Source organism: Arthrobacter sp. SIMBA_036 (genome assembly GCF_046535135.1).
GTDB lineage: Bacteria > Actinomycetota > Actinomycetes > Actinomycetales > Micrococcaceae > Arthrobacter.
Genome location: NZ_JAWRXG010000007.1, coordinates 66,359 through 86,150, shown reverse-complemented (window position 1 = coordinate 86,150; position 19,792 = coordinate 66,359). Strand labels below are relative to the sequence as shown.

Genomic DNA, 19,792 nt, shown 5'->3' with positions numbered 1-19,792 from the left:
CTAACTGTAAGCATCCTGATATTCGTTGAGAACCGGACTGGTTCAACAGCTGAGGTGGGCGATGGCGGATCGAATTACCGATATCTGGGGCACCAGGACGCCGTTCGCGGGAGGAGACGAATGGCCCACCCGCGTCGATTTCGCCTTGCAAGCAGGACTTACGGAGGACGACATCGACCATTGGGTCCAGTCTGCCTGTGTGTTGTGCAGCAACGGCTGTGGGTGCGATATCGCCGTCAAGGACGGCCTGATGGTGGGCATCCGGGGACGCTCCGCAGACCGGATCAACAAGGGTCGCTTAGGACCCAAGGGCCTGTTCGCCAGTTGGCAGGGCGTCGCCCATAAGGATCGCCTCATCCGTCCCTTGATCCGCGAGGGTGGCCATCTGGTGGAGACGGACTGGGATACGGCCATGAGCAGGGTCGTTGCGCGCAGCAAGGAACTTTTGGCGTCGAAAGGGCCGTTGAGCCACGGCTTCTACACCAGCGGGCAGCTTTTCCTGGAGGAATATTATGCACTGGCTGTCATTGGCAAGGCCGGGATTGGGACACCTCACATGGACGGCAATACCCGGCTCTGCACCGCTACGGCAGCATCTGCCCTCAAAGAGACGTTCGGAGCTGATGGGCAGCCAGGCGCTTATGAAGACATCGACGCTTGCGATGCAATTTTCCTGTACGGCCACAACATGCCGGAAACACAAACCGTCCTTTGGTCCCGCATCCTTGACCGGTTAGCAGGCCCGACGCCACCTAAGTTGGTCTGCGTGGACCCCCGAAACACGGAGGCGGCCCGCTACGCTACCGTTCATCTGGCAGTCCGTCCGGGGACCAACTTGGCTCTTATGCATGCCCTGATCCGCGAGGTCCTCAAGAACGGCTGGCACGACCCCCAGTACGTCACGGATCATGCCATCGGCTTCGATGAGTTGCAGGAGGCCGTGCAGGAGTGGACTCCAGAAGCCGCCGCGGAGATCTGCGGCGTCAAGGCCGATGACATCAGGGAGGCGGCGTGGATATTCGGCACCTCCAGCACCGTTTTGTCCACAGTCCTGCAGGGCTTCTATCAGTCCTCCCAAGCCACGGCATCCTCCTGCCAAGTCAACAACTTGCACTTGCTCAGGGGCATGCTAGGCCGTCCCGGCGCAGGGCTGTTGCAGATGAACGGCCAGCCAACTGCCCAGAACAACAGGGAATGCGGGGCCGACGGCGACCTCCCCGGCTTCCGCAACTGGGGGAATCAAGGGCACATCGAGGAACTCGCCAGCCTATGGAACGTGGATCCAGGAGTCATTCCCCACTGGGCCCCGCCGACGCACGCGATGCAAATCTTCCGGTATGCCGAACAAGGATCCATCGACTTTCTCTGGGTCTCCGCCACTAATCCGGCAGTGTCCATGCCGGAGCTGCCGAGGATCCGGAAGATCCTGTCCAAGCCGGACCTCTTTCTCGTGGTGCAGGATTTGTATCTGACCGAGACGGCGCAACTGGCGGACGTTGTGCTGCCGGCCGCGGCTTGGGGAGAAAAGACGGGCACGTTCACCAACGCCTCGCGCGTAGTCCATCTTTCTGACAAAACCGTGGAACCTCCTGGTGATGCCCGCGCCGACCTGGACATCTTCCTCGATTACTCGCGCCGCATGGAATTCAGCACTTTGGACGGGCGTCCATTACTCACGTGGGACGGTCCCGAGTCGGCATTCGAAGCATGGAAGGATTGCTCGCGTGGGCGGCCCTGCGACTACACCGGCTTGAGCTATGCCAAGTTGCGGGGCGGCAGCGGAATTCCTTGGCCATGCAATGAGGAGAACCCCGACGGCGTCACCCGACTGTACACGGATGGCAACTTTCCAAGCGCGCCCGATTACTGCGAGAGCTATGGGCACGACCTCTTGACGGGGGCAGCAGTGGAGCCGGAATCGTACCGCGCCCAGAAGCCGGACGGCCGAGCCTGGCTTAAGACTGCCCCGTACCACCCGCCCCACGAAGAACCCGACGACGACTACCCGTTCCGGTACACCACCGGACGGACCGCCTTCCACTTCCACACCCGGACAAAAACTGCCCGCTCCCGGACGCTGAACGATGCCGCTCCCAGGATGTGGGTGGAGATCTCCGTGGAAGACGCCCAGGATCTGGGGATTTCGGAGGGGGACATCGTCCGCGTCTCATCACGGCGCGGAGTTATCGAAGCGCCGGCACGGGTGAGCGGAGTGCGTCCGGGCACCATCTTCGCCCCGTTCCATTACGGATATTGGGACGCCAGCGGCGGGGGGAACGCCGGAGTTGGCATGGAGGGTGACCGCACCAACAGCGATGGCCAACAGCACACGACGGCGGCAAACGAGCTGACGATTACCGAATGGGATCCAGTCTCCAAGCAACCCATTTTCAAGAACGCAGCGGTACGCGTGGAAAAGATAGGCAGCGGAAACGGACCAGCGCCGGCCCCCACCACTACTGCTTCCCGGCCGGCAGGACCCCAGTCATGAATCTCCACATCTACCTCGGCCTGCTTCACCAGGGCGAACAAACGCTAGCTAAGTCATTCCGCCAAGTTTCAGAGGGCCATGGATCTGAGCCCGACGTGCATTTCCTCTGTCAAAGCCTCGCTCAGCAATGCGACCACCACGAGAAGCTGCTGCTGCCCATAGTGCAGCAGTATGGGCAGGACTCATCGGCCGACGAGCCTGAACGTCTTCACGCCGAGGGTTTATCCAAGACCCGCAGCGGCCCCGTGGGTTTGCTCCGAGACCTGCAGGATTTGTACCTCTTGGCCAGCCTCGTCGACGTCACATGGACGATGTTGGAGCAGGCAGGCCAGGCCCTTCGCGATCGGAACCTGCTCGCCGTCGTCGAGCGCTGCCAAAAGGAGACCAAGGTTCAACTTCGCTGGTTGCAGACCCGAATGAAACAGGCCGCACCCCAAGCCCTGATTGTCGCCAGCTGAGGAGGTCGCGCCAACCGGCCCGATCGTCAGCGGACGCCGAACCGAACGGCCGCCGCTTCAGCCAAACGTTACGGGACGAGGGTTTCGTTTTTGCCCACAGTAACTGGTGCGGTTTGGGATGGCGCAAAAGGTTCGACGCCGGCGGCGAGCGCCCGATTGTAGGCCAACTCAAACATGTCCTTCGCAAGGGCCAGTTCGTGCTGGAGGCGTTCGCAGCGGAGGGCGGCCATCCAGAGGCCACTCATCGGGTGGCTGATGTCTACGTCCATCCGGAAGCCACAAGCGCAGGCCCATTCCGGCCAGGCTGCCGTGGCTGCTTCCACTGAATCCATAGTCTCAATCGACTTGAGCGGGACCAGAGTCGTCGACCGCAGGGCGCCCTCGCTGATCCGCATCCGGGACCCGCAATGGACGGGCCCGAAGTTCTCCCTGGCATCGGAATGCACAGTTGGCAGGGGGTCTTCAGCCACCGGTGTGGGGCTTGGTTCACGCAGCGCGACCGTCATCGTCTTCTCCCACACATTAACCGGATAAGTAATTTGGCTATCTAGTTATATGTGTACTGATCAATTCTGTCCAGTTTCATCCCTGGTCGGGGCTAGCCTACGCAGCTGCCGACGTCGAGCGCGCCGGCCGATCGGCCCGGACCCGGCGCCACGCCGCGGGCGCCACCACCACAGCTACGCCGACGGCGGCGCCGATGACGGTCTCGATGATACGGTCGCGCAGCAGCAGTGCTGGGTCCACGCGAGCAGCCAACAGCGTTGCGATCAACGCCAGGGGCGTAACGAAAAGCTGGGCGACCAAGTATTGGCGGGCTATGAACATCTCTGCCCCGAACTGACAGGCGGCGATCACCAAGACCATCGCCCACGGTGCAGGATTCAGCCATAGGATGCCGGCAAGAATCACCAATCCCATCACCGTCCCGGCAATTCTTTGAACGCCCCGACGAACACGGTGCCGCGTCGAGTGGCCCACCAGCGGCACCACGGCCGCCACCATCGCCCAATATGTATGCCCAAAACCAAGCCGCTCGCCAACTATCGTCGCTATGGTTCCGGCCAGCCCCGCTGCCACAAGATAGCCGGCACCCTCCAACCACATCGCACGCCGTTCGGGAGACGTTTGGCGGATTCGCGGTGGCCGCTTCCAGGGGCTCCGGTGGCTTCGGCGAACCCGGGCGGACATGCCAACCAGGAGGCAGAAAAGTGTGGTCGAGACTGCCACGAGCATCGCTTCCCAAAGCGGCGGCTGCGCCGGAATGGAAGCGATCGCCGCGAACGCGAAAATGTGAAAGAGGGAGCCCCCGGGCCGAAGACGCCATGCAGCGACCACCACGGAACAAACACCCGCAACTGCCGTGGTTGCTGCTGTCAAAACCCACGTGTACGCGGTGCCACTAACTCCCACCTCGTGCGCGAAGCGGGCCATCAGGGTGGCGCACAACATGATCAAAAGCATGAAGCCGCCCGCGCGGAGCTGACTGCGGAACCGCACGCTATGCGGCTCGTTGCGCCCATAAATACCGGTAAACGCTCCAAAGGAGGCGAACACAGCCAAGTCGAGTCGCCCCATCACGGTCAACGCAATCAACGGCACAAACACACCAACTGCACAGCGGAGAGCCGGGTGGTGGTCCTTGTTGGCCGGGCCCATGGTGAACATTTCCGCTACAGCCTTCAAAACCAGGCTCGCCTTTCGTCGCAAGATCAAACATACGACGGCGGCGCTGACGTCCGCTTTCAAGGTTACGCTCCGACTCCTCACTACCCGGGGATCGGGCGCATTTGGTGCCCCTCATCACCTGAGGGGTACCAAATGTGAAGCAGTACGTGGTGGAGGGCGTCGCTAGAACCGCGACGCTGCTCCGGCCACAGGCTTCGTGGCCAGTGGATTGCTGGCGATGTCGGTAAGTCCGGAGGCGGGGGTGTAGGTGGGGAAGACGTTGGCTGATGTGACAGTCTTGCTGCCGCTGGTACCAGCGCCCAAGGTAATGGTGAGAGTGTTGGCCGAGGGGTCCCACACGAGGGAGGTCGCGTTCGCGCCGTTACCCATAAAGCTCAATGCCGTCGCGGTGTAGACCGCGCCCAATGACACGCTTCCAACCCTCAAGCTCGGGCAGGCAGAACCGGACACGGTCAAGGTGTTGTCACTGGCCGTGGCGCTGATCGTGACCACCACTTGGTCAGCATTGTTGCCCCTTTGCGTCTGGGTGGTTGTGTTGTCGGTCCAGGCACTGCAGATGCTGTTAGCGCTGAGTGACTCGGAGAACTTCAAAACAACCTTGTCGCCCTTGTCCACTATGTTGAGGGTGCCGCCGTTGCTCAATTGGACTCCAGTGACAGTTGGGGACGAAACGTCCTTGGTGGATGTCGCCGTACCTGCAGGTCCTGTATTGCCAGCGGCGTCAGTAGCCGTAGCGGAGTAAGAGATCGTCCCCGGGCTGAAAGCAGTCATATCCACCGGCACGGCAGTCCAACCGCCCGAAGGATTGGTGGTGACATTTTGTGTCACGGCAGGAGCCCCACCACCCGTGACCGTCAAGACGACCGTCGAGTTGGCCTCCGCGGTGCCGCTGATCGGGACGCCGGATACGTTGCCTTGGTGCACATACGTCGGCGCTGTCACCACGGGAGCAAGGGGAGGCGTGGTATCCGTGATAGGAGTCGTTGCAGCACTGCGCAAGCTTTCGGCGCCCTGCCACAGGGAGAGCAATGGCGTCACTGTGTAGTACCAGGTCCCCGCCGGGACGTTGCTCTCCACGCAACTCAGGCCAACGACGGTTGTCCCGCAGGCGCCGGTCGCCGTAACGCGTGTCCCGCCGGTCGCGGAACCATAGCGGGCGATGCTGTACCCGCTCACCGGCCGCTGAGCCGCCGTCGTACTGGCCGCCCAACTAACTGTGACGCTGGTGCCTGAAACGGCGGTGGCCGGTTGGGCCCCCTGGCTTACGGCGTCGGCCTTCGCGGCCCCGGAGCCGGAGCCGACTGAACTCCAGAACGCGCTGGCGGCTGGTCCGGCCCACGAGACGAAAAGGATGCCCACCAAGATCAGGGCAACGCGGTTCCACCTGCCAAAGCCGATGGAAGCGTGGTGATGGCGGCGGGTCACTTGCGTACCTCCAACGTGACGGGGATGCTGAATTGCGCACCTTGGCATGCGGACATCGAACCGGTGCCCATGCTGGCGGCACCCTGCAGCGTCACGAGGATGGAGCTGTTGGCCTGAATTGTCAGGGACGCCATGGGTGCAGGTGGAGGCGTGAATGTCACTCCCGTTGTTGTACAGCCGGAGTGTGCGGCGTCGGCAGTCGCGGCCCCGCTGGATGTAATGCCGTAGATTGTCACCGCCTGTGGGTTCGGGTTGGTAGCCCGAACAATGACGTCGGCGGTTCCGCCCGGAACCAGGCTGGTCTGCAGGGTATCGCCCGGGACGAGTGCGTCCACCGTAACGGTCTGCATGGTGCTGTTAGTTGCCGACCCGGCGCCAATGCCGGTTGAGGCCCAATATGCGTAGGCGGATCCTGCGCCGCCGAGGATGCAAAGAACCACGGTCGCGGCTGCCGTTCGTGCGAGCCTTCCTGGGCTCAGGATGCGCGGAAGTCGAAGGGTCATCATCTTAGTTGGCCTCTCCGGTGCCCGTGAAAGTGAACTGGACAGTCGCGCCCTTGCAGCCGTCCTGAAGTTGGGGCGTGTCAAGCATTTTGATCTGCGGCCAGTTCGCCTCGAGTACCCCCAAGGCGGAAAGTGAGCGAGTGCCTGGCTCCACGGTCAGCGGATAGGCACCCGAGTATTGGGTGATCCTGTAATCGGCAGAAGAGCAGGGTAATTTGGCCGCAACTGCTGCCGGGGTCCGGACCACTTGGCTGATGGCCACAGACAGATTTGTCACAGCGATGCTCTTGTTCTGCGGATTGGAAATCTGGAGGTTCAGCGACCTCGAAACACCCGGCGCGAGCAGGCCGGTTACCGAGCCGGAAAGGCCGAACGTGCGTTTGACTTCCAGGACCTGCAACTGCCCGGGCGCCGCATTGGACAGGGTGGATCCGCTGGTACCAGTCACCGTGAAGTCTGTTTTAGTCGCCGGCGTCGTGGTTGCTGTGGAAACAGTCAGCGTCGCCTGCGCGGTGCTGCCGGAGGCAAGCACCAACGACGCCGGCGCCGCGCTCGCTGTCGCACCGTCCGGAAGTCCGCTGACTGCGAAGGTCACAGGCCCGGTGAAGCCTCCCGTCGACGTCGCTGACACCGTGAAACTGGCGGACTGCCCTTGGTCGACGGTTCGGCTTGAAGGACTCAGAGCCACCGTGATCCCTTTGCTTACCTTCGCGGTGCTGCCCTGCGCGTTGTTGCCCTGTGTGCTGCCGCCCTGCCCATTGTTGCCCTGTGCGTTGCTAGCGGCGAGGGCGGCCACCGGCACAACGGCGACCAGGAGTGCAAGCAGCAGCGCACGGAGGGGGATACCAACTCGGTGAAAGGGTGCTGTTCGCTCTGGCCGGCGGTCCATGAAGGCTCTTTTCGGACGATAGCTTGTGCATTCGGGACATGTGGGAAATGCGTGTGCCGGGGACCTCCACTCGTAGGGTGGTCCCCGGCCGGTGGAGTCTAGAGACTACCGACGTTGACTGTCACGACGGCGGACTTGCAGGCGTCCTGGTTGACGGTGGTGCTGTCGATAAACTTCAGCACACCGGAGCCCACAGAGGTTCCGGTGGAGTTCGCAGCCACCGGGCTGTTGCTTGTCACGGCGGTGACATCGAACCAGGCAGGAAGGCAACCGGCGACGTCGGTGGTCACGTGAGCGGAGAGAGCACCGACCACGGTGCTTGAGGTGGTGGAGTTGTCCGCCGTGTACGCAACATTGACCTGATTGCCCGGTGCGAGACCGCCCGCAAACGTCGCATGAAGGGTGACAGTGCCGCCACCGGCCGAGTTGGTTGCGGCTCCAGTTCCGGAGCCCGTGGTGGTCCAGTACGCGTAAGCGGCTCCGCCACCCACCGCTACCAAAGCGACGCCTGCGACTGCGGCGGTGACCCGGCTCTTCTTGGAAAGTTTGCGCATGATGTAACTCCTTGGTTGATCGGTCCCAGGGAGCCGCCAGGCAACTCCCAACCATCCGGCCGAGGGTGGCGGATGAAGCGATGTCCCCATGGTTCAGTGAGCGCGCACCGAGTGGCTAGCGTTCCGTGTACGCCATTTTTTCGTCCGAACAGAGCAGGAAAATACCCATACGCGGCATGCAACTACTCAGTCTTATGTAACTGACTACTTGGACAAGCGCCGCCAATTCCGGGCTACCGCTGGGTAATACGCCCCAACTCCACACGGACGGAATCCAAGGAATGGACAAACGCATCGGCCTTCCAACCAACGGCCGGAAGAGGCCTTGCGTCAAGATTGTGGCGATCTTGAGCAAAAACTGCGCGTATATTCGAGTGCTCGGATGGCCGCCCCAGGCCCTGCCTTGCTGCGTGGAGAACTCGGGAGGAGCGCGGAATGAGCAGCTGCTAGGCCGATATGACCGCGCCTAAGGAGTTGAAGCTGTAGAGCTGGATTCCCTCGATTCCGGGCTGCGCAGCCAGGTCATGTATCAGCGCATCCGGTGAATACCGCTCACCCATCAGAAGCCTCTTGGCGAGCGGTCCCCTCTTGCTGAGGAATTTCAGGGAGGAACCCACACCAATCTTGCTGGCCAGGGAGATGAGCTTTGTCTTGGGTACGGCCCCGGCTACTCCGGCCCAGACCGGGAGGTGCACGCCCTGCCGCCGGAGCAACGCCGCATAATTGTGGATCGCATTGGCCGAGAAGCACATCTGGGTCACCACCCTTGTGGCGTATTCCTGTTTGGCGGCCAAGGCTTCCAATAACTGCAGTCCGTTGATGTTTGGGTGGCCCTCGGGGTACCCTGCCACCCCCACCGCCATCTTCCCGCCTGTGATGTCTGCAATATCCCGCACGAGTTCGATGCCGGTTGAATACGGTCCCGCCGGATGGGGCGCATCACCGCCAATCGCAAACACCTCAGAGATGCCTGAACTGGCGCAGTCGCCAAGAATCCGCTGCAGCTGGGCTCGGCTATCGAGGCACTTCGCAGCTAAGTGTGGCACCGCTGCGTAGCCCAGTTCACTGAGCTGGATAGCGGTCCCCATGGTGGGGCCAATTCCATGGTGCGGCAGGCACGTGACACTGATGGTGGTGCTCTTGGGCAAGGCTTCAGCGACCCGGGCAACAACGCCGTCGGTGGGAATGATTTCGACGCGGGTGGGGAGCATGGATCAGGTCCTGGTTCGCTGGCGTACTGGCGGGCGCAGTTGTTTCGGGCGTTGTGTGGCCTGATTTGCACCCTTGGGTAGGGTCATTTCATGCAGAGCGGGCCTCACAGGGCGGTCAGCATCCACGTCGACGGAGTCGTACCCTATGGCCTTGAGCATAGTGTCGACGTCGGCCAGGCGTCGTGCGCCGATATGCCGGTCCGCGAAGGCGGTAGGGGTTGATTGAACGGTCAAGAGGAACTCCATAATTCACGGCCCAGTGAGCGCCACAATGAATAAAAGTTCCTCCCCGCTCTGTCTTGGACCTGAGAGATTCCGCAGACTGTGTTTCCACGTTATGCCTGCTTGCACCGTCGGTGAGCCCGGTTATCCGTGCTACTTTCCAGAGTTGCCTCGCCGCGGCGGTACATGGGCCTGAGAGATTCCCGGGGAGGATTTGCTCCTACGGCGCCTGACTGGATGTACCGGCAGGACTCTCCCGCCGCAGATCAAAAGCGTTGCGCCACCTGAGTGACACGCTTCACACCATAGCGGGTTCGTTTGAAGAAGCGCAACCATACATGCATGGGTGCGCAGACGGTTCTTCCCTCAAAACCCGCGGACACCTCCCAGATTTACTTATCCACATCGCCCCCTGCTTCGCACTTCTTTGACATCCCGGAATGGTAGTTTGATCTCTGCTGAGCCAGACACCTGTACCCGATCTGAGGACACTCCATGTTTAAGGGTTTCAAAGAGTTCATACTTCGCGGCAATGTCATCGAACTTGCGATTGCAGTGGTCATTGGTGGTGCATTCACCGCATTGGTTGGCGCGTTTACAACGAACATCATCAACCCCGTCATAGCCGCTGCCGGCGGAATGAAGGCTGATGGCCTTGGCTTCAAGATCTGGCAGGACAACCCTGCCACGTTCGTCAACATCGGCGCCGTCCTCACCGCCGTCGTGACCTTCTTGATTACCGCTGCGGTGGTCTACTTCGTCTTCGTTGCCCCGATGAACAAAGTCAACTCCATGGTCAAAAGCCGCCTCGGCGCGGCAGAGCCGGAGGAAAAGCCCCTTCCCGCGGACACAGCCTTGTTGGCCGAGATCCGCGACCTGTTGAAGGACGCAGCCGAACCCCGTAAAGCCAGCCACGCTGCCACTTCCGGCCAAGGCCCAAGCTCCGACCACATCCACTAGGCGGGCCCGCGGCAACCGGATGGGCAGGACTGGCAGTATCCACCGTCAGCTAAGCACCCGGTACTTGAGGAAAATTGCTCCGTTGCCGAACGTGCGCTCCTGAACGAGTTCCAGCCGGGTACCAAAGTCTGCGGGCAAGCCCTTCTTCCCGCCACCTACGATGGCCGGCACCATAACCAACTGGCATTCATCGATCAGTCCATCACGGAACGCTTGGGCTGCGAGTTCCGGGCCCCCGATGGAGATGTCTGTTGCAACTGACGCCTTGAGTTTCCGGACATCGTCAGCCCTGTACTCCCGCTCAATCTTGGTGTTGCGAGTGGACGGATCCTGCAGGGTTCGCGAGAAGACCACCTTCTCCGCCCGGCGCCAAAGGTGCGCAAAGTCATCGATGAAAGGCGGTTCGGACGAGGTATCCCACGTGTCCCAGACACTCATGACGTCGTAGAGGCGGCGTCCGAGCAAGTGGTGCCGGATATGGCGTTGGCGTTCATTGATGAAACGGTGCACTTCCTCGTCCGGCACGCTCCAGTCGAATTTGCCGTCCCGGTCCGCGACGTAACCGTCAATGGACATGATGGCCGAGTAGATGAGTCTTCCCATGTGGCTTCAGTCCGCGTCGATCGTTTCCAGCAGCTTCCCGAGGGCTGCGCGAATATCGTCGTAATCATTTTGGCCGGCGCGGCTCTCCGCGGAGATCACTGCGCAGCGGTGGATCTTCTTGAAGTCCCCGATGGGGAACTTGTAGTGCCCTTTTTGATCGTCCGGGTGGTCGTCGTCCACTCCCAGGTGCCACTTGGAGTATTCGGCATGCCCGTGCTTGTCCAAGAACGAATTCTCATCCTTGGTGGACGGGGCGTGCTCGCTCCAGTCGTCACGGGCATCTTTGACGACCTTGCCGTCGTCGATCAGCTGTTTGGCGTGTTCGAAGGCCTTCTTGTTGAGTTTCACTGTCATGGCACAACCTCGCTTGGACGTTGGTATTCGACGCGTGAGCGCCGTACCGTCCCAAGCTTAGGTTTGCGCGGACAGCCCGGGAAGACCCTCCCCAGGCAGGGTGATTCAGCCTATGACGCGAACCTGTTGGCCTATGCCGAGCTCTTTAACCACCATGCGCCGTTCTATTGGCCCTGTTTGCTCTAACCAAAGGATGCCGCCGTCTACGGACACGGTCTCAACCGATCCTTCGTCCACGAGCTGATCGTAATGCCAAACCTGAACCACCCGGCCCGGGAGTTGCCGCCAATCGGACACGATCTTCCCCGGCATACTTTCGCCAGGACCCCGCGTGAAATCCTTCATCCCGTGATACAAAATCGACTCCTAGGCATCCGTCTTGTCCGCAACCAAAGTCAGACTGGAAGGCCCGGCGGCGGATCACAGCACGCGGCTCCAACGGCCGCCCCCTGCAAGGAACGAGTGCCGTGGATGTTCCGTACATGACGCGGTTTGCCGCCCGAACTCCGGGCGGGCTACGGCGGGTTGCTTCCTTAGAGGGCTTTGACCGCTCCGAGGACCTTGGTGAGCGATTCCTTTGCGTCCCCGAACAGCAACGTGGTCTGGGGCTCATACAGCAATTCGTTTTCGATGCCGGCAAAGCCGGGGCGCATGGACCGTTTGAGGAATACCACTTGGCGGGCGTCGGCGACCTCAAGGATTGGCATGCCGTAGATCGGCGATCCGGAGACGGTTTTTGCCGCCGGGTTGACGACGTCGTTGGCCCCGACGACCAGGGCGACGTCCGCGGTCTTAAACTCCGGGTTGATGTCACCCATTTCCTTGAGCGATTCATACGGAACATTGGCTTCAGCCAGCAGGACATTCATGTGGCCAGGCATCCGCCCCGCCACTGGGTGGATAGCAAAGTCCACCTCAATCCCCCGGCTTTCCAATGCAAGCGCCAACTCTGCCGCCGTGTGCTGCCCTTGGGCCACGGCCAGACCGTACCCCGGAACAATGATGACCCGTTGCGCATATCCCAGCAGTACAGCAACGTCTTCTGCGCTGGAGGAACGGACCGGGCGATCACTCAACGCAGTGGAACCTGCCGTGGAACCGCCCTTGAATGCCCCGAACAGGATTCCCGCCACGCTGCGGCCCATCGCCGCAGCCATGGCGCGGGTAAGGATGGTTCCTGATGCTCCGACCAGTGTCCCCGCGACCACAAGGAGGACATTTCCCAGCACCAGTCCCGACGCCGCAACGGCCAGTCCGGTAAATGCGTTCAGCAAAGAAATGACGATCGGGACATCGGCGCCGCCCACCGGGAGGACAAGGAGGACGCCAGTCCCCAGTCCGAGAAGCAGAACGGCAAAGGCCAGCAGCGATGAGCCGCTGAACACGACAGAGGCACCCGCAGCCACGGCGGCGAGCAATACCGCGCCCATCAGAACGGGAAGGCCCGGAAACGTGACTGGGCGCGTAGTCATCAAACCTTGGAGTTTGGCAAAGGTCACGCCGGAACCTGCGAAGGACACGGCGCCCACGAGCAAGGTAAACACCACCGCCAGCCGAATCCAAGGATCGTCATGATGGGGAAGTTCCAGCAAAGCCACAAGGGCTGCAGCCCCACCGCCCACCCCGTTGAACAAGGCGACGAGCTGCGGCATTTGGGTCATCTGAACCCGCCTGGCCACCGGGGCCGCAACACCGGCTCCCACGGCCATTGCGGCAATGATCCACGGGATGTTCTCAACCCTCGCTGAAACGAACACCGTCACCACGGCCAGGAACGCACCCAAGGCGCCGATGAGGTTGCCGCGACGGGCCGTTCGGGGCGAGTTCAGTCCCTTCAGGGCGACGATGAAGCAAGCCGCAGCGACAAGGTATAGAAGCGCCGTCCAGGTGGGGCTGAGTAGCGTCACGGGCGCGGCTCCTTACCCCGGGTTTCGGCGCTTGATCCGGCAGACGACGGCGGCCGGCCCCTTCCGCGGAACATCTCGAGCATGCGGTCGGTCACCACGAAGCCACCCACCAGGTTTGCCGTTGCCAGTACCACAGCCACCAAAGCCACCACCAGCACCGGGGGCTCTATGGCTTGGCCGGCCACGATGATGGCGCCCACCAGGATGATGCCGTGGATGGCGTTGGCGCCGGACATCAAGGGGGTGTGCAGCGTGCTGGACACTTTGGAAACTACCTCGAAGCCGACGAACACCGCGAGCACGGTGATGGTCAACAAGCTCATGCCGTCCATCAGCCCACCCTGGTGTCGGGGTCGCCGAGGGTAAGCAACGCCGCCCGGGTGGGTTCGTGCCGCACCTCGCCGTCGTAGGTTAGGCAGGTACCCGCCACCACTTCGTCACCGAAGTCCGGCGCGACAACTCCATCCTTGGTGATCAACGCGACCAGGTTGGCAACGTTCTTGGCGTAGAGCCGCGACGCGTCTGCGGGCATGGCCGACGCAGCGTCCCTCATCCCCACCAGCGTGACCGCGCCACAGCCATCCGCGGTAGTAATGGAAATATCCTCCCCCGGGATGCTCCCTTCAACGTTCCCTCCGGATTCTGCCGCGAGGTCCACCACCACTGATCCCGGACGCATGCCCTGCACCATCTCGCGGCTCACCAGGAGCGGGGCCCGCCTTCCCGGGACCGCGGCGGTGGTGATCAGGACGTCCGACTGGGCCACATGCGGAGCCAAGAGTGCCCGCTGGAGGGCTCCACGATCTGCGCTCAGTTCACGCGCGTATCCGCCCGAAGCCTCCGCTGTCTCCAGGTCCAGCTTGATGAAGGTTCCCCCCATGGAAGCTACCTCGTCCGCAGATGAAGGCCGGATGTCATTCGCCGATACCCTGGCCCCGAGCCTCTTGGCCGTGCCAATCGCCTGCAGACCGGCAACCCCCACGCCCAAAACCAGCACCCGGGCCGGTGGAATGGTGCCGGCAGCTGTCATGTACAGCGGAAAGAACCTCGGTAAGCGTGTTGCGGCCTCCAGGACACAGCGATAGCCCGCAACCAAGGCTTGGGAGGTCAGGGCATCCATTGACTGCGCACGCGAGATGCGCGGAACCAGTTCCAGAGCAAACGCGGTCACCCCGCCGCGGGCGAGGGCGCGGACAGTGGGCAATTCCGACGACGGCGATCCCAGGCCCACGGTGACGGCGCCCCTGTGAAGAGCCGCCGCCGTCGAAGGTTCCATGGGACGTACGTGGCAATAGAGGTCGAGCGTCCCGAGGTCCAAGCCTTGCACCACCGAAGCGCCGGCGTGCCGGTAATCGCTGTCGCTGTGGCCCGCGGCGAGGCCTGCGCCGGACTCGATTTCAACTGCCAATCCCAACCCCGTCAGTTGCTTGACCGTCTCGGGCGTCGCCGCGACGCGACGCTCGCCGTCGAGCGCTTCACGTGCTACGCCTGCCTTCACCCGCCACCCCTCTTCCGCAACCCGAACCAGTTGGCATGAGTCTATGACTGCGCGGAGCGGGACGGGAGTAGGGGGCTGCGCTATGTGCACAAGTCAACTAGGGTCAGTTGAAGCTGGAGGCAACCAGCCGCCACACCGTCGACGAGCCGGTTCCGGCCGTGCCGTCGGGAAGGAACGCCCCCGTGGAAACGTTCAAGATCGGCTATTTCGTCGGAAGTTTGTCCAGCACATCCATCAACCGCGTCCTGTCGCGGGCCCTCATCAGCGTGTCCCCGCCCGAGTTGGAATTCCACGAGATCGCCATCAAGGATCTCCCTCTTTACAGCTCCGACTACGACGGCGACTTTCCCCAAGTGGGGAAGGACCTGAAGGATGCCATCGCAGCGTCCGACGGTATCTTGTTCATCTCGCCCGAATACAACCGTTCCATCCCGGGCGCGCTGAAGAATGCCATCGATTGGGGCTCCCGTCCTTGGGGCACCAATTCGTTCGCACGCAAACCTACCGGGATCATCGGCGCATCGCCTGGCGGTATTGGCACGGCGGTCATGCAGTCGTCCATGCGAAGCGTTTTAAGCTTCCTTGACGCACCGCAGCTGAATGCCCCCGAGGCCTACATCCGCTTTGTCGCGGATGCCTACGACGACGACGGTTCAGTAAAGGACGAGGCCACCGCAGGTCTGCTGCGCCACTTCATGGAGGAATACAGCGCTTTCGTGCAGCGGGTCCTCGCGGCCAACGCTCCGGGCCATATCGGTGACCCGGAACCGGACAGTGACAAGCTGAACCGTTAGTTTTCTCCGCAATTCATGGTTTAGTCAGTATGCTTACTAATATAAGTGATGCTCGGACACACCCTCACCAAGGAGAAACGATGCTTCGTAGACTAGCCATGACCACCCTGGCATTGGCCCTGTTCTCCGGGTCGATGGCCGCTACGGCTGTTGCGGCCGACGCCGCCGTCTCGACTCAGGGCCATGTCACCGCCGCCAGCGCAACACCCAGCAGCTCCCCTACAGCGACGACCAGCGCATCCGACTCAGACGCGCCCAGCCCGTCCACCGGCGGAAGCACCGGACCCAACAACCCGGGCACGGGAGAGACCGGCCAGCAGCAACAACAACGGACAGACGTGGTGCCGTGGATTTTGGCTATCGCGGCAGCCATCATCATTATCGGCATCATCATTTGGACGGTGCGGAACCGGCGTCCCAAGGATAAAGGACTGACGGATCGCCGCCGCTAAGCGCCGGGCTGCCCCTCGGTCAGCCGCCCAATGATGCTGGATTCCAACTGCTCGAGCAGGTGCCGCGGGTTGTCATAGACCTCTGCGGCACCTGCTTCGCGCAGCTCCGCCTCGCTGATTCCACCGCACAGCAAGCCGATCACGGGCACCCCGATTGCGGCGCCGGCCTTCACGTCCCACACCGCGTCCCCAATGAAAACGACATCTTCGGGGCTGAGCTCCAGCTTTTCCAGGCACGCCAGGAGGATGTCCGGCTCAGGTTTGCTTTCCTTGGCATCGTTGGAGCTGGTCCAAGCATCGATGGCAGCTCCGCCGCCGTCGGAGGATTCGCCGCTGGAGGATCCGCCGTCGAGAAGCTGCCTGCTCACCTCAAGGTCGCGTTCCTGGGCAGAGGACGCCAGACCCACAGCCAAGCCGGACTCCGAGATCGCGGACAACAGCTCCCGGGCAGCATCGAAGGTCCGCAGCGCGGGCCAAAAGGTCGAGAACACAGCGCCATGGGCGGACTTCAAGTCTTCCTGCATGTCCTCTGAGCAACCCGGAACCAGGGCTTGGATCAACTTGTCCCCGCCCATTCCCACGCAGCGATGGATGGCGGACATCTGGACGTCCAGGCCCTCCCGGCGGAAGGCTTGCCACCAAGCCATTGCGTGGAAGTAGCTGGAGTCGATCAGCGTTCCATCCACATCGAAGAGGACGCCGCGCCGTTTTCCTGCGGTTGGGGTAGCTTTGCCGGACTTTGACTCTGCCATTCCTAGCCCACCTCCACGCGTGCGCGCGGGGCCTGCCCCGCCAGAGCCGAGTCAATCTCAGGCTCCTCCAACATGAGTACCGCATACCGTTCCGATGACGCTCTGCTGAGCAGTCCCGTCCCGGCCACCTCCCGGATGGCTTCGACTCCCCTGGCGGCCTCATCCACCGACGCATAACGCTTCGAAAGCCCCATCAAGGTGTCCTCAGCATCCACCATGAGAATCCTGTAACCCCCGTCAGGGGTATCGACCAATTCCAAATGTCCAGCCACCCAAACCTCCTCGCCTTTGATGACAATCTACATAGTAAGACTACTTAGTATAACCCGAACGACGGCGGCCTAGCGCCTGCGTTGGGCTCCGGGAGACCGCGGGAAATACCTGCGCGACTGACGGTGTTGGCAGGATCATGACAACAATTGGAATTATCGGAGCAGGACACATTGGCAGCCAGGTGGCACGCAAGGCCGTGGAACTCGGCTACGACGTCGTCATCAGCAACTCACGGGGACCGGAAACCCTCAGTGACCTGGTGGCAGAACTAGAGCCTCGCGCCCGAGCCGCAACGGCCGCGGAGGCCGCAGCGGCCGGTGATTTCGCCGTCGTGACCGTTCCACTGAAGAACTATGGAAGCGTTCCGGTGGGGCCCCTTGAGGGCAAGATCGTGGTGGATACCAACAACTACTACTGGGAGCGCGATGGCCGTATCCCGGAGTTGGACAACGGCGAAGCAACTACCTCGGGACTGCTCCAGAAGCACCTTCCGGCATCCAAGGTGGCCAAGGGTTTTAACCACATCTATGCCAAGGACATCACCACCGACGGCGCGCCGGCCGGAACCCCGAATCGTCGTGCCTTGGCTACGGCCAGCGACTTCCCGGAGGCCGGGGAAATGGTCACCAAGCTTTATGACGAATTCGGCTTCGACACAGTCAACATCGGCCCCCTCGAGGACAGCTGGCGGGTTGAGCGCGACCGCCCCGCCTACGTGATCCGCCAAAATGCCGACGAGCTACGTGAGAACCTCGCCAAGGCGACGCGAACCGTCTAAATTTCGGGACAAAACCGTGTCATGAATAGGGCCGTTTGTGCACTTTATTGGTGACTGCTTCCTTGGGCGTTCGGCGCATCGGGCGCCCCGGGAAGCAGTCGCCCCCTGCCAGTTCGGCAAGCGCCGGATTCGGCAAGTGCCCTATTCGAGGAGTCCCGTGTCCACCAAGATCTCGAACTGGCCCGCGGGGACTCCTATGTGGGTGGATCTGGGAGTTCAGGACCTCGAAGCGGCAAAGGGCTTCTACGCAGACCTCTTCGGATGGCAGTTCCTGCCCGGCGGTCAATTCGGGGAGTTCGGGGGCGGCACTGCGGTCGAGGATTATCTCCTGGCACATCTCGGCGGCCGCGCAGTGGCGGGGATCGGCCTCCGGCAGGACCGAGCGGGCTGGACAACATTCCTCGCCACTGACGATGCCGGTGTCACGGCGAGGAAGATCGAGGCCGCTGGCGGACGGGTAACGGCACACCCATGCGACGTCACCACTTCGGTCCGGACGGCTCTGGCCGAAGACACCGCCGGGGCGGCGTTCGGAGTTTGGCAAGCAGGAACGCATATCGGGGCAGAACGCGTCAACGAGCACGGTTCACTGTGCTGGAACGAACTCCGAACGCTGAGCTATCCCGCAGCGCGCTCCTTTTACGCAGAGGTGTTCGGCCATAGCTACCAGGAAATCCCTGCGGAGGACCGCCTCTATGCCACCATCCGCAGGCCCCATGACGGCAGGGAGGTAGCTGGCTTGCAGTGCGTGTCGCCCGTGGACCCAGCCCATGGGCACTGGCTTACTTGGTTCGCCAGCGACGACGTTGAGGCCACGGTCCGCATGGCTACGGAACGTGGTTCCAAGCTGCTGGAACCCCTCACGGAGGGGCCGCTCGGACGTACGGCGATAGTCCAAGCTCCCCAGGGCGAAGTATTCGGTGTTACCGACGCTCCACACAGCAGCCGGTTTTTCAGGCAACCACCGGATCAAGAGCTTCGGTGATGACGTTATGGGCGTGGGCGGCGGCCAAGGGAGCTGCCAGGCGATGCACTCCCAGGAAGATCCTGCGGACTGCCGGGCCGTGCCAGTCCGGCGGAAGGTAGTCGGTGGGCAGGTTTGGGTCGCGATACGGGAACCGGCGCCACATGGTCAACATAGGGATGTAGTAGCGGAACGCGTCCCTTCGCAGCTCCTCTGTGGAGGCCGCCAAGGCAGCCTCCGGATCCTCGCCTACCCGTTCAACCCACTGTTGCTCCGCGCCCTCGTACAGCGCGAGGAACTCGGTGAACTGCTCATCGAGTTCCTTAAGATCCCACCACTCTGAAATTTTGGGCCGCATGGGCCCGTCAAAGACGTAATCACTGCGGAACAGGTCCACGAACTCGATGAGCCCGTTGGCCATCAGCCGTTCCCGGGCCTGCTCCAGCTTGTGCGCCGGCGCGATCCATACACCGTTGGCGACGGAGCCGAATCCGAGTCCGGCCAAAGCTGAACGCAACTGATGCCTACGGTTACGCATCGATTCCGGCACCGAAAAAACGGCCAGGACCCATGTGTCCACAGGGGCTGGTGGCTCTGGTGCGAAAATCCTCCGGTCCCCTTCACGGAATACATCGCTCACGGACTCCGCGATCTTGTACTTGGCGATCCCGTCCTCGCGCACGCTCTTCAAGACGCCCTTGGACTTCAACCGGGACACCGAGGACCTCACTCCTGGCGCGTCATAACCCAGTGAGCCCAGCATCGCGATCAACGCCGAGACCGGCAACGCATCGCCCGCATTCCTGCCATAAAGACCGAAAATGGTGACGAGCAACTGCTGGTGGCGAACCGGGGGTGCCGGGACGGGGAACATTGAAAGGTCCTCTTTTCCGCGCCTCCAGTTCAGGCGCCAGTCCAGTTCATCATAGGGCTGCGGACCGCCGTCGCCCGGGCGAAGCCTAGCCGTACGTTGATAAGCATGCTTACTATAGATAGACACTGCTTTGAGGCCGAT

24 protein-coding genes and 1 riboswitch are annotated in these 19,792 nt (G+C 62.1%); of the genes, 7 read left to right on the top strand and 17 right to left on the bottom strand.

Annotated elements, in window-relative coordinates; all coding sequences use genetic code 11:
* Positions 1-61: 61 nt before the first annotated feature.
* Both SB659_RS11140 and SB659_RS11135 read left to right on the top strand, forming a co-directional pair.
* Positions 62-2,491, top strand: a complete 2,430-nt coding sequence (locus SB659_RS11140; protein ID WP_410550448.1) for a molybdopterin oxidoreductase family protein — start codon at positions 62-64, stop codon at positions 2,489-2,491.
* On the top strand, positions 2,488-2,949 hold the full coding sequence (locus tag SB659_RS11135; RefSeq protein ID WP_410550447.1) for a hypothetical protein: 462 nt from the start codon (positions 2,488-2,490) through the stop codon (positions 2,947-2,949). The genes SB659_RS11140 and SB659_RS11135 overlap by 4 nt, the downstream gene beginning before the upstream one ends.
* 68 nt (positions 2,950-3,017) lie before the next feature.
* Here SB659_RS11135 and SB659_RS11130 read toward each other — a convergent pair whose 3' ends face one another.
* The 8 genes from SB659_RS11130 to SB659_RS11095 all read right to left on the bottom strand — a co-directional run bounded on the left by SB659_RS11130 (position 3,018) and on the right by SB659_RS11095 (position 9,454).
* Positions 3,018-3,455 carry a hypothetical protein gene (locus tag SB659_RS11130; RefSeq protein WP_410550446.1) on the bottom strand — a complete coding sequence of 146 codons (438 nt, stop codon included), beginning with the start codon at positions 3,453-3,455 and terminating at the stop codon, positions 3,018-3,020.
* Between the two features lie 97 nt (positions 3,456-3,552).
* Positions 3,553-4,635 (bottom strand): FUSC family protein, encoded by a 1,083-nt coding sequence (locus SB659_RS11125; RefSeq protein ID WP_284976232.1) that lies wholly within the window; start codon positions 4,633-4,635, stop codon positions 3,553-3,555.
* 165 nt (positions 4,636-4,800) lie between these two features.
* Positions 4,801-6,063, bottom strand: coding sequence for a hypothetical protein (locus SB659_RS11120; RefSeq protein ID WP_410550445.1), 1,263 nt, complete (start codon positions 6,061-6,063; stop codon positions 4,801-4,803).
* Positions 6,060-6,569 (bottom strand): hypothetical protein, encoded by a 510-nt coding sequence (locus SB659_RS11115; protein WP_410550444.1) that lies wholly within the window; start codon positions 6,567-6,569, stop codon positions 6,060-6,062. Before SB659_RS11115 ends, SB659_RS11120 begins: the two co-directional genes overlap by 4 nt.
* Before the next feature lies 1 nt (position 6,570).
* A complete protein-coding gene (locus tag SB659_RS11110; RefSeq protein WP_410550443.1) occupies positions 6,571-7,455 on the bottom strand; it encodes a hypothetical protein in 885 nt (294 codons plus the stop codon).
* A gap of 98 nt (positions 7,456-7,553) precedes the next feature.
* Complete coding sequence (locus tag SB659_RS11105; RefSeq protein ID WP_284976236.1) at positions 7,554-8,009, bottom strand: hypothetical protein; 456 nt, start codon at positions 8,007-8,009, stop codon at positions 7,554-7,556.
* Between the two features lie 446 nt (positions 8,010-8,455).
* Positions 8,456-9,220 (bottom strand): methylenetetrahydrofolate reductase, encoded by a 765-nt coding sequence (locus SB659_RS11100; protein ID WP_410550442.1) that lies wholly within the window; start codon positions 9,218-9,220, stop codon positions 8,456-8,458.
* Between the two features lie 3 nt (positions 9,221-9,223).
* Positions 9,224-9,454 carry a hypothetical protein gene (locus tag SB659_RS11095; protein ID WP_410550554.1) on the bottom strand — a complete coding sequence of 77 codons (231 nt, stop codon included), beginning with the start codon at positions 9,452-9,454 and terminating at the stop codon, positions 9,224-9,226.
* Positions 9,455-9,612: 158 nt separating this feature from the next.
* Positions 9,613-9,711: riboswitch (glycine riboswitch) on the bottom strand.
* Between the two features lie 226 nt (positions 9,712-9,937).
* On the opposite strand from SB659_RS11095, the gene mscL reads away from it, so the two are divergent.
* Positions 9,938-10,402 (top strand): large conductance mechanosensitive channel protein MscL, encoded by a 465-nt coding sequence (mscL, locus tag SB659_RS11090; protein WP_284978730.1) that lies wholly within the window; start codon positions 9,938-9,940, stop codon positions 10,400-10,402.
* Positions 10,403-10,447: 45 nt separating this feature from the next.
* On the opposite strand, the gene SB659_RS11085 is transcribed toward mscL, so the two are convergent.
* From SB659_RS11085 to SB659_RS11060, 6 genes are all read right to left on the bottom strand, one after another.
* Complete coding sequence (locus tag SB659_RS11085; protein WP_410550441.1) at positions 10,448-11,005, bottom strand: dihydrofolate reductase family protein; 558 nt, start codon at positions 11,003-11,005, stop codon at positions 10,448-10,450.
* 6 nt (positions 11,006-11,011) lie between these two features.
* On the bottom strand, positions 11,012-11,359 hold the full coding sequence (locus tag SB659_RS11080) for a hypothetical protein (protein WP_284976242.1): 348 nt from the start codon (positions 11,357-11,359) through the stop codon (positions 11,012-11,014).
* Between the two features lie 105 nt (positions 11,360-11,464).
* Complete coding sequence (locus SB659_RS11075) at positions 11,465-11,704, bottom strand: hypothetical protein (RefSeq protein ID WP_410550440.1); 240 nt, start codon at positions 11,702-11,704, stop codon at positions 11,465-11,467.
* Between the two features lie 188 nt (positions 11,705-11,892).
* Positions 11,893-13,266, bottom strand: coding sequence for an NAD(P)(+) transhydrogenase (Re/Si-specific) subunit beta (locus SB659_RS11070; protein ID WP_284978727.1), 1,374 nt, complete (start codon positions 13,264-13,266; stop codon positions 11,893-11,895).
* Entirely contained in the window at positions 13,263-13,598 is a 336-nt protein-coding gene (locus SB659_RS11065) for an NAD(P) transhydrogenase subunit alpha (protein ID WP_284978726.1), read from the bottom strand. Before SB659_RS11065 ends, SB659_RS11070 begins: the two co-directional genes overlap by 4 nt.
* Positions 13,598-14,764: a Re/Si-specific NAD(P)(+) transhydrogenase subunit alpha gene (locus tag SB659_RS11060; RefSeq protein WP_410550439.1), complete on the bottom strand. Its 1,167-nt coding sequence runs from the start codon at positions 14,762-14,764 to the stop codon at positions 13,598-13,600. The genes SB659_RS11065 and SB659_RS11060 overlap by 1 nt, the downstream gene beginning before the upstream one ends.
* 182 nt (positions 14,765-14,946) lie before the next feature.
* Here SB659_RS11060 and SB659_RS11055 point away from each other — a divergent pair, with 182 nt between their 5' ends.
* Both SB659_RS11055 and SB659_RS11050 read left to right on the top strand, forming a co-directional pair.
* Positions 14,947-15,558: an NADPH-dependent FMN reductase gene (locus SB659_RS11055; protein ID WP_284978724.1), complete on the top strand. Its 612-nt coding sequence runs from the start codon at positions 14,947-14,949 to the stop codon at positions 15,556-15,558.
* A gap of 80 nt (positions 15,559-15,638) precedes the next feature.
* Complete coding sequence (locus SB659_RS11050; RefSeq protein ID WP_284978723.1) at positions 15,639-16,010, top strand: hypothetical protein; 372 nt, start codon at positions 15,639-15,641, stop codon at positions 16,008-16,010.
* Here the strand turns inward: SB659_RS11050 and SB659_RS11045 are convergent.
* Both SB659_RS11045 and SB659_RS11040 read right to left on the bottom strand, forming a co-directional pair.
* Complete coding sequence (locus SB659_RS11045; protein ID WP_410550438.1) at positions 16,007-16,762, bottom strand: HAD family hydrolase; 756 nt, start codon at positions 16,760-16,762, stop codon at positions 16,007-16,009. The two genes, SB659_RS11050 and SB659_RS11045, sit on opposite strands and share 4 nt — an antisense overlap.
* A gap of 2 nt (positions 16,763-16,764) precedes the next feature.
* Positions 16,765-17,034, bottom strand: coding sequence for a hypothetical protein (locus SB659_RS11040; protein WP_410550437.1), 270 nt, complete (start codon positions 17,032-17,034; stop codon positions 16,765-16,767).
* 137 nt (positions 17,035-17,171) lie between these two features.
* Between SB659_RS11040 and SB659_RS11035 the strand changes: the two genes are divergently transcribed.
* On the top strand, positions 17,172-17,813 hold the full coding sequence (locus SB659_RS11035) for an NADPH-dependent F420 reductase (protein ID WP_410550436.1): 642 nt from the start codon (positions 17,172-17,174) through the stop codon (positions 17,811-17,813).
* A gap of 157 nt (positions 17,814-17,970) precedes the next feature.
* Entirely contained in the window at positions 17,971-18,798 is an 828-nt protein-coding gene (locus SB659_RS11030; protein WP_410550435.1) for a VOC family protein, read from the top strand.
* On the opposite strand, the gene SB659_RS11025 is transcribed toward SB659_RS11030, so the two are convergent.
* A complete protein-coding gene (locus SB659_RS11025; RefSeq protein ID WP_284978718.1) occupies positions 18,767-19,651 on the bottom strand; it encodes a PaaX family transcriptional regulator C-terminal domain-containing protein in 885 nt (294 codons plus the stop codon). The genes SB659_RS11030 and SB659_RS11025 overlap by 32 nt on opposite strands.
* Positions 19,652-19,792 lie beyond the last annotated feature (141 nt).

Excerpts from the sequence above, each read along its gene's own strand:
- SB659_RS11135 (WP_410550447.1), top strand. The coding sequence starts at position 2,488 with ATGAATCTCCACATCTACCTCGGCCTGCTTCACCAGGGCGAACAAACG.
- SB659_RS11100 (WP_410550442.1), bottom strand. The coding sequence starts at position 9,220 with ATGCTCCCCACCCGCGTCGAAATCATTCCCACCGACGGCGTTGTTGCC.
- SB659_RS11035 (WP_410550436.1), top strand. The coding sequence starts at position 17,172 with ATGACAACAATTGGAATTATCGGAGCAGGACACATTGGCAGCCAGGTG.
- mscL (WP_284978730.1), top strand. The coding sequence starts at position 9,938 with ATGTTTAAGGGTTTCAAAGAGTTCATACTTCGCGGCAATGTCATCGAA.
- SB659_RS11130 (WP_410550446.1), bottom strand. The coding sequence starts at position 3,455 with ATGACGGTCGCGCTGCGTGAACCAAGCCCCACACCGGTGGCTGAAGAC.
- SB659_RS11080 (WP_284976242.1), bottom strand. The coding sequence starts at position 11,359 with ATGACAGTGAAACTCAACAAGAAGGCCTTCGAACACGCCAAACAGCTG.
- SB659_RS11045 (WP_410550438.1), bottom strand. The coding sequence starts at position 16,762 with ATGGCAGAGTCAAAGTCCGGCAAAGCTACCCCAACCGCAGGAAAACGG.
- SB659_RS11085 (WP_410550441.1), bottom strand. The coding sequence starts at position 11,005 with ATGGGAAGACTCATCTACTCGGCCATCATGTCCATTGACGGTTACGTC.
- SB659_RS11065 (WP_284978726.1), bottom strand. The coding sequence starts at position 13,598 with ATGGACGGCATGAGCTTGTTGACCATCACCGTGCTCGCGGTGTTCGTC.
- SB659_RS11110 (WP_410550443.1), bottom strand. The coding sequence starts at position 7,455 with ATGGACCGCCGGCCAGAGCGAACAGCACCCTTTCACCGAGTTGGTATC.
- SB659_RS11050 (WP_284978723.1), top strand. The coding sequence starts at position 15,639 with ATGCTTCGTAGACTAGCCATGACCACCCTGGCATTGGCCCTGTTCTCC.
- SB659_RS11105 (WP_284976236.1), bottom strand. The coding sequence starts at position 8,009 with ATGCGCAAACTTTCCAAGAAGAGCCGGGTCACCGCCGCAGTCGCAGGC.
- SB659_RS11025 (WP_284978718.1), bottom strand. The coding sequence starts at position 19,651 with ATGTTCCCCGTCCCGGCACCCCCGGTTCGCCACCAGCAGTTGCTCGTC.
- SB659_RS11140 (WP_410550448.1), top strand. The coding sequence starts at position 62 with ATGGCGGATCGAATTACCGATATCTGGGGCACCAGGACGCCGTTCGCG.
- SB659_RS11115 (WP_410550444.1), bottom strand. The coding sequence starts at position 6,569 with ATGATGACCCTTCGACTTCCGCGCATCCTGAGCCCAGGAAGGCTCGCA.
- SB659_RS11075 (WP_410550440.1), bottom strand. The coding sequence starts at position 11,704 with ATGAAGGATTTCACGCGGGGTCCTGGCGAAAGTATGCCGGGGAAGATC.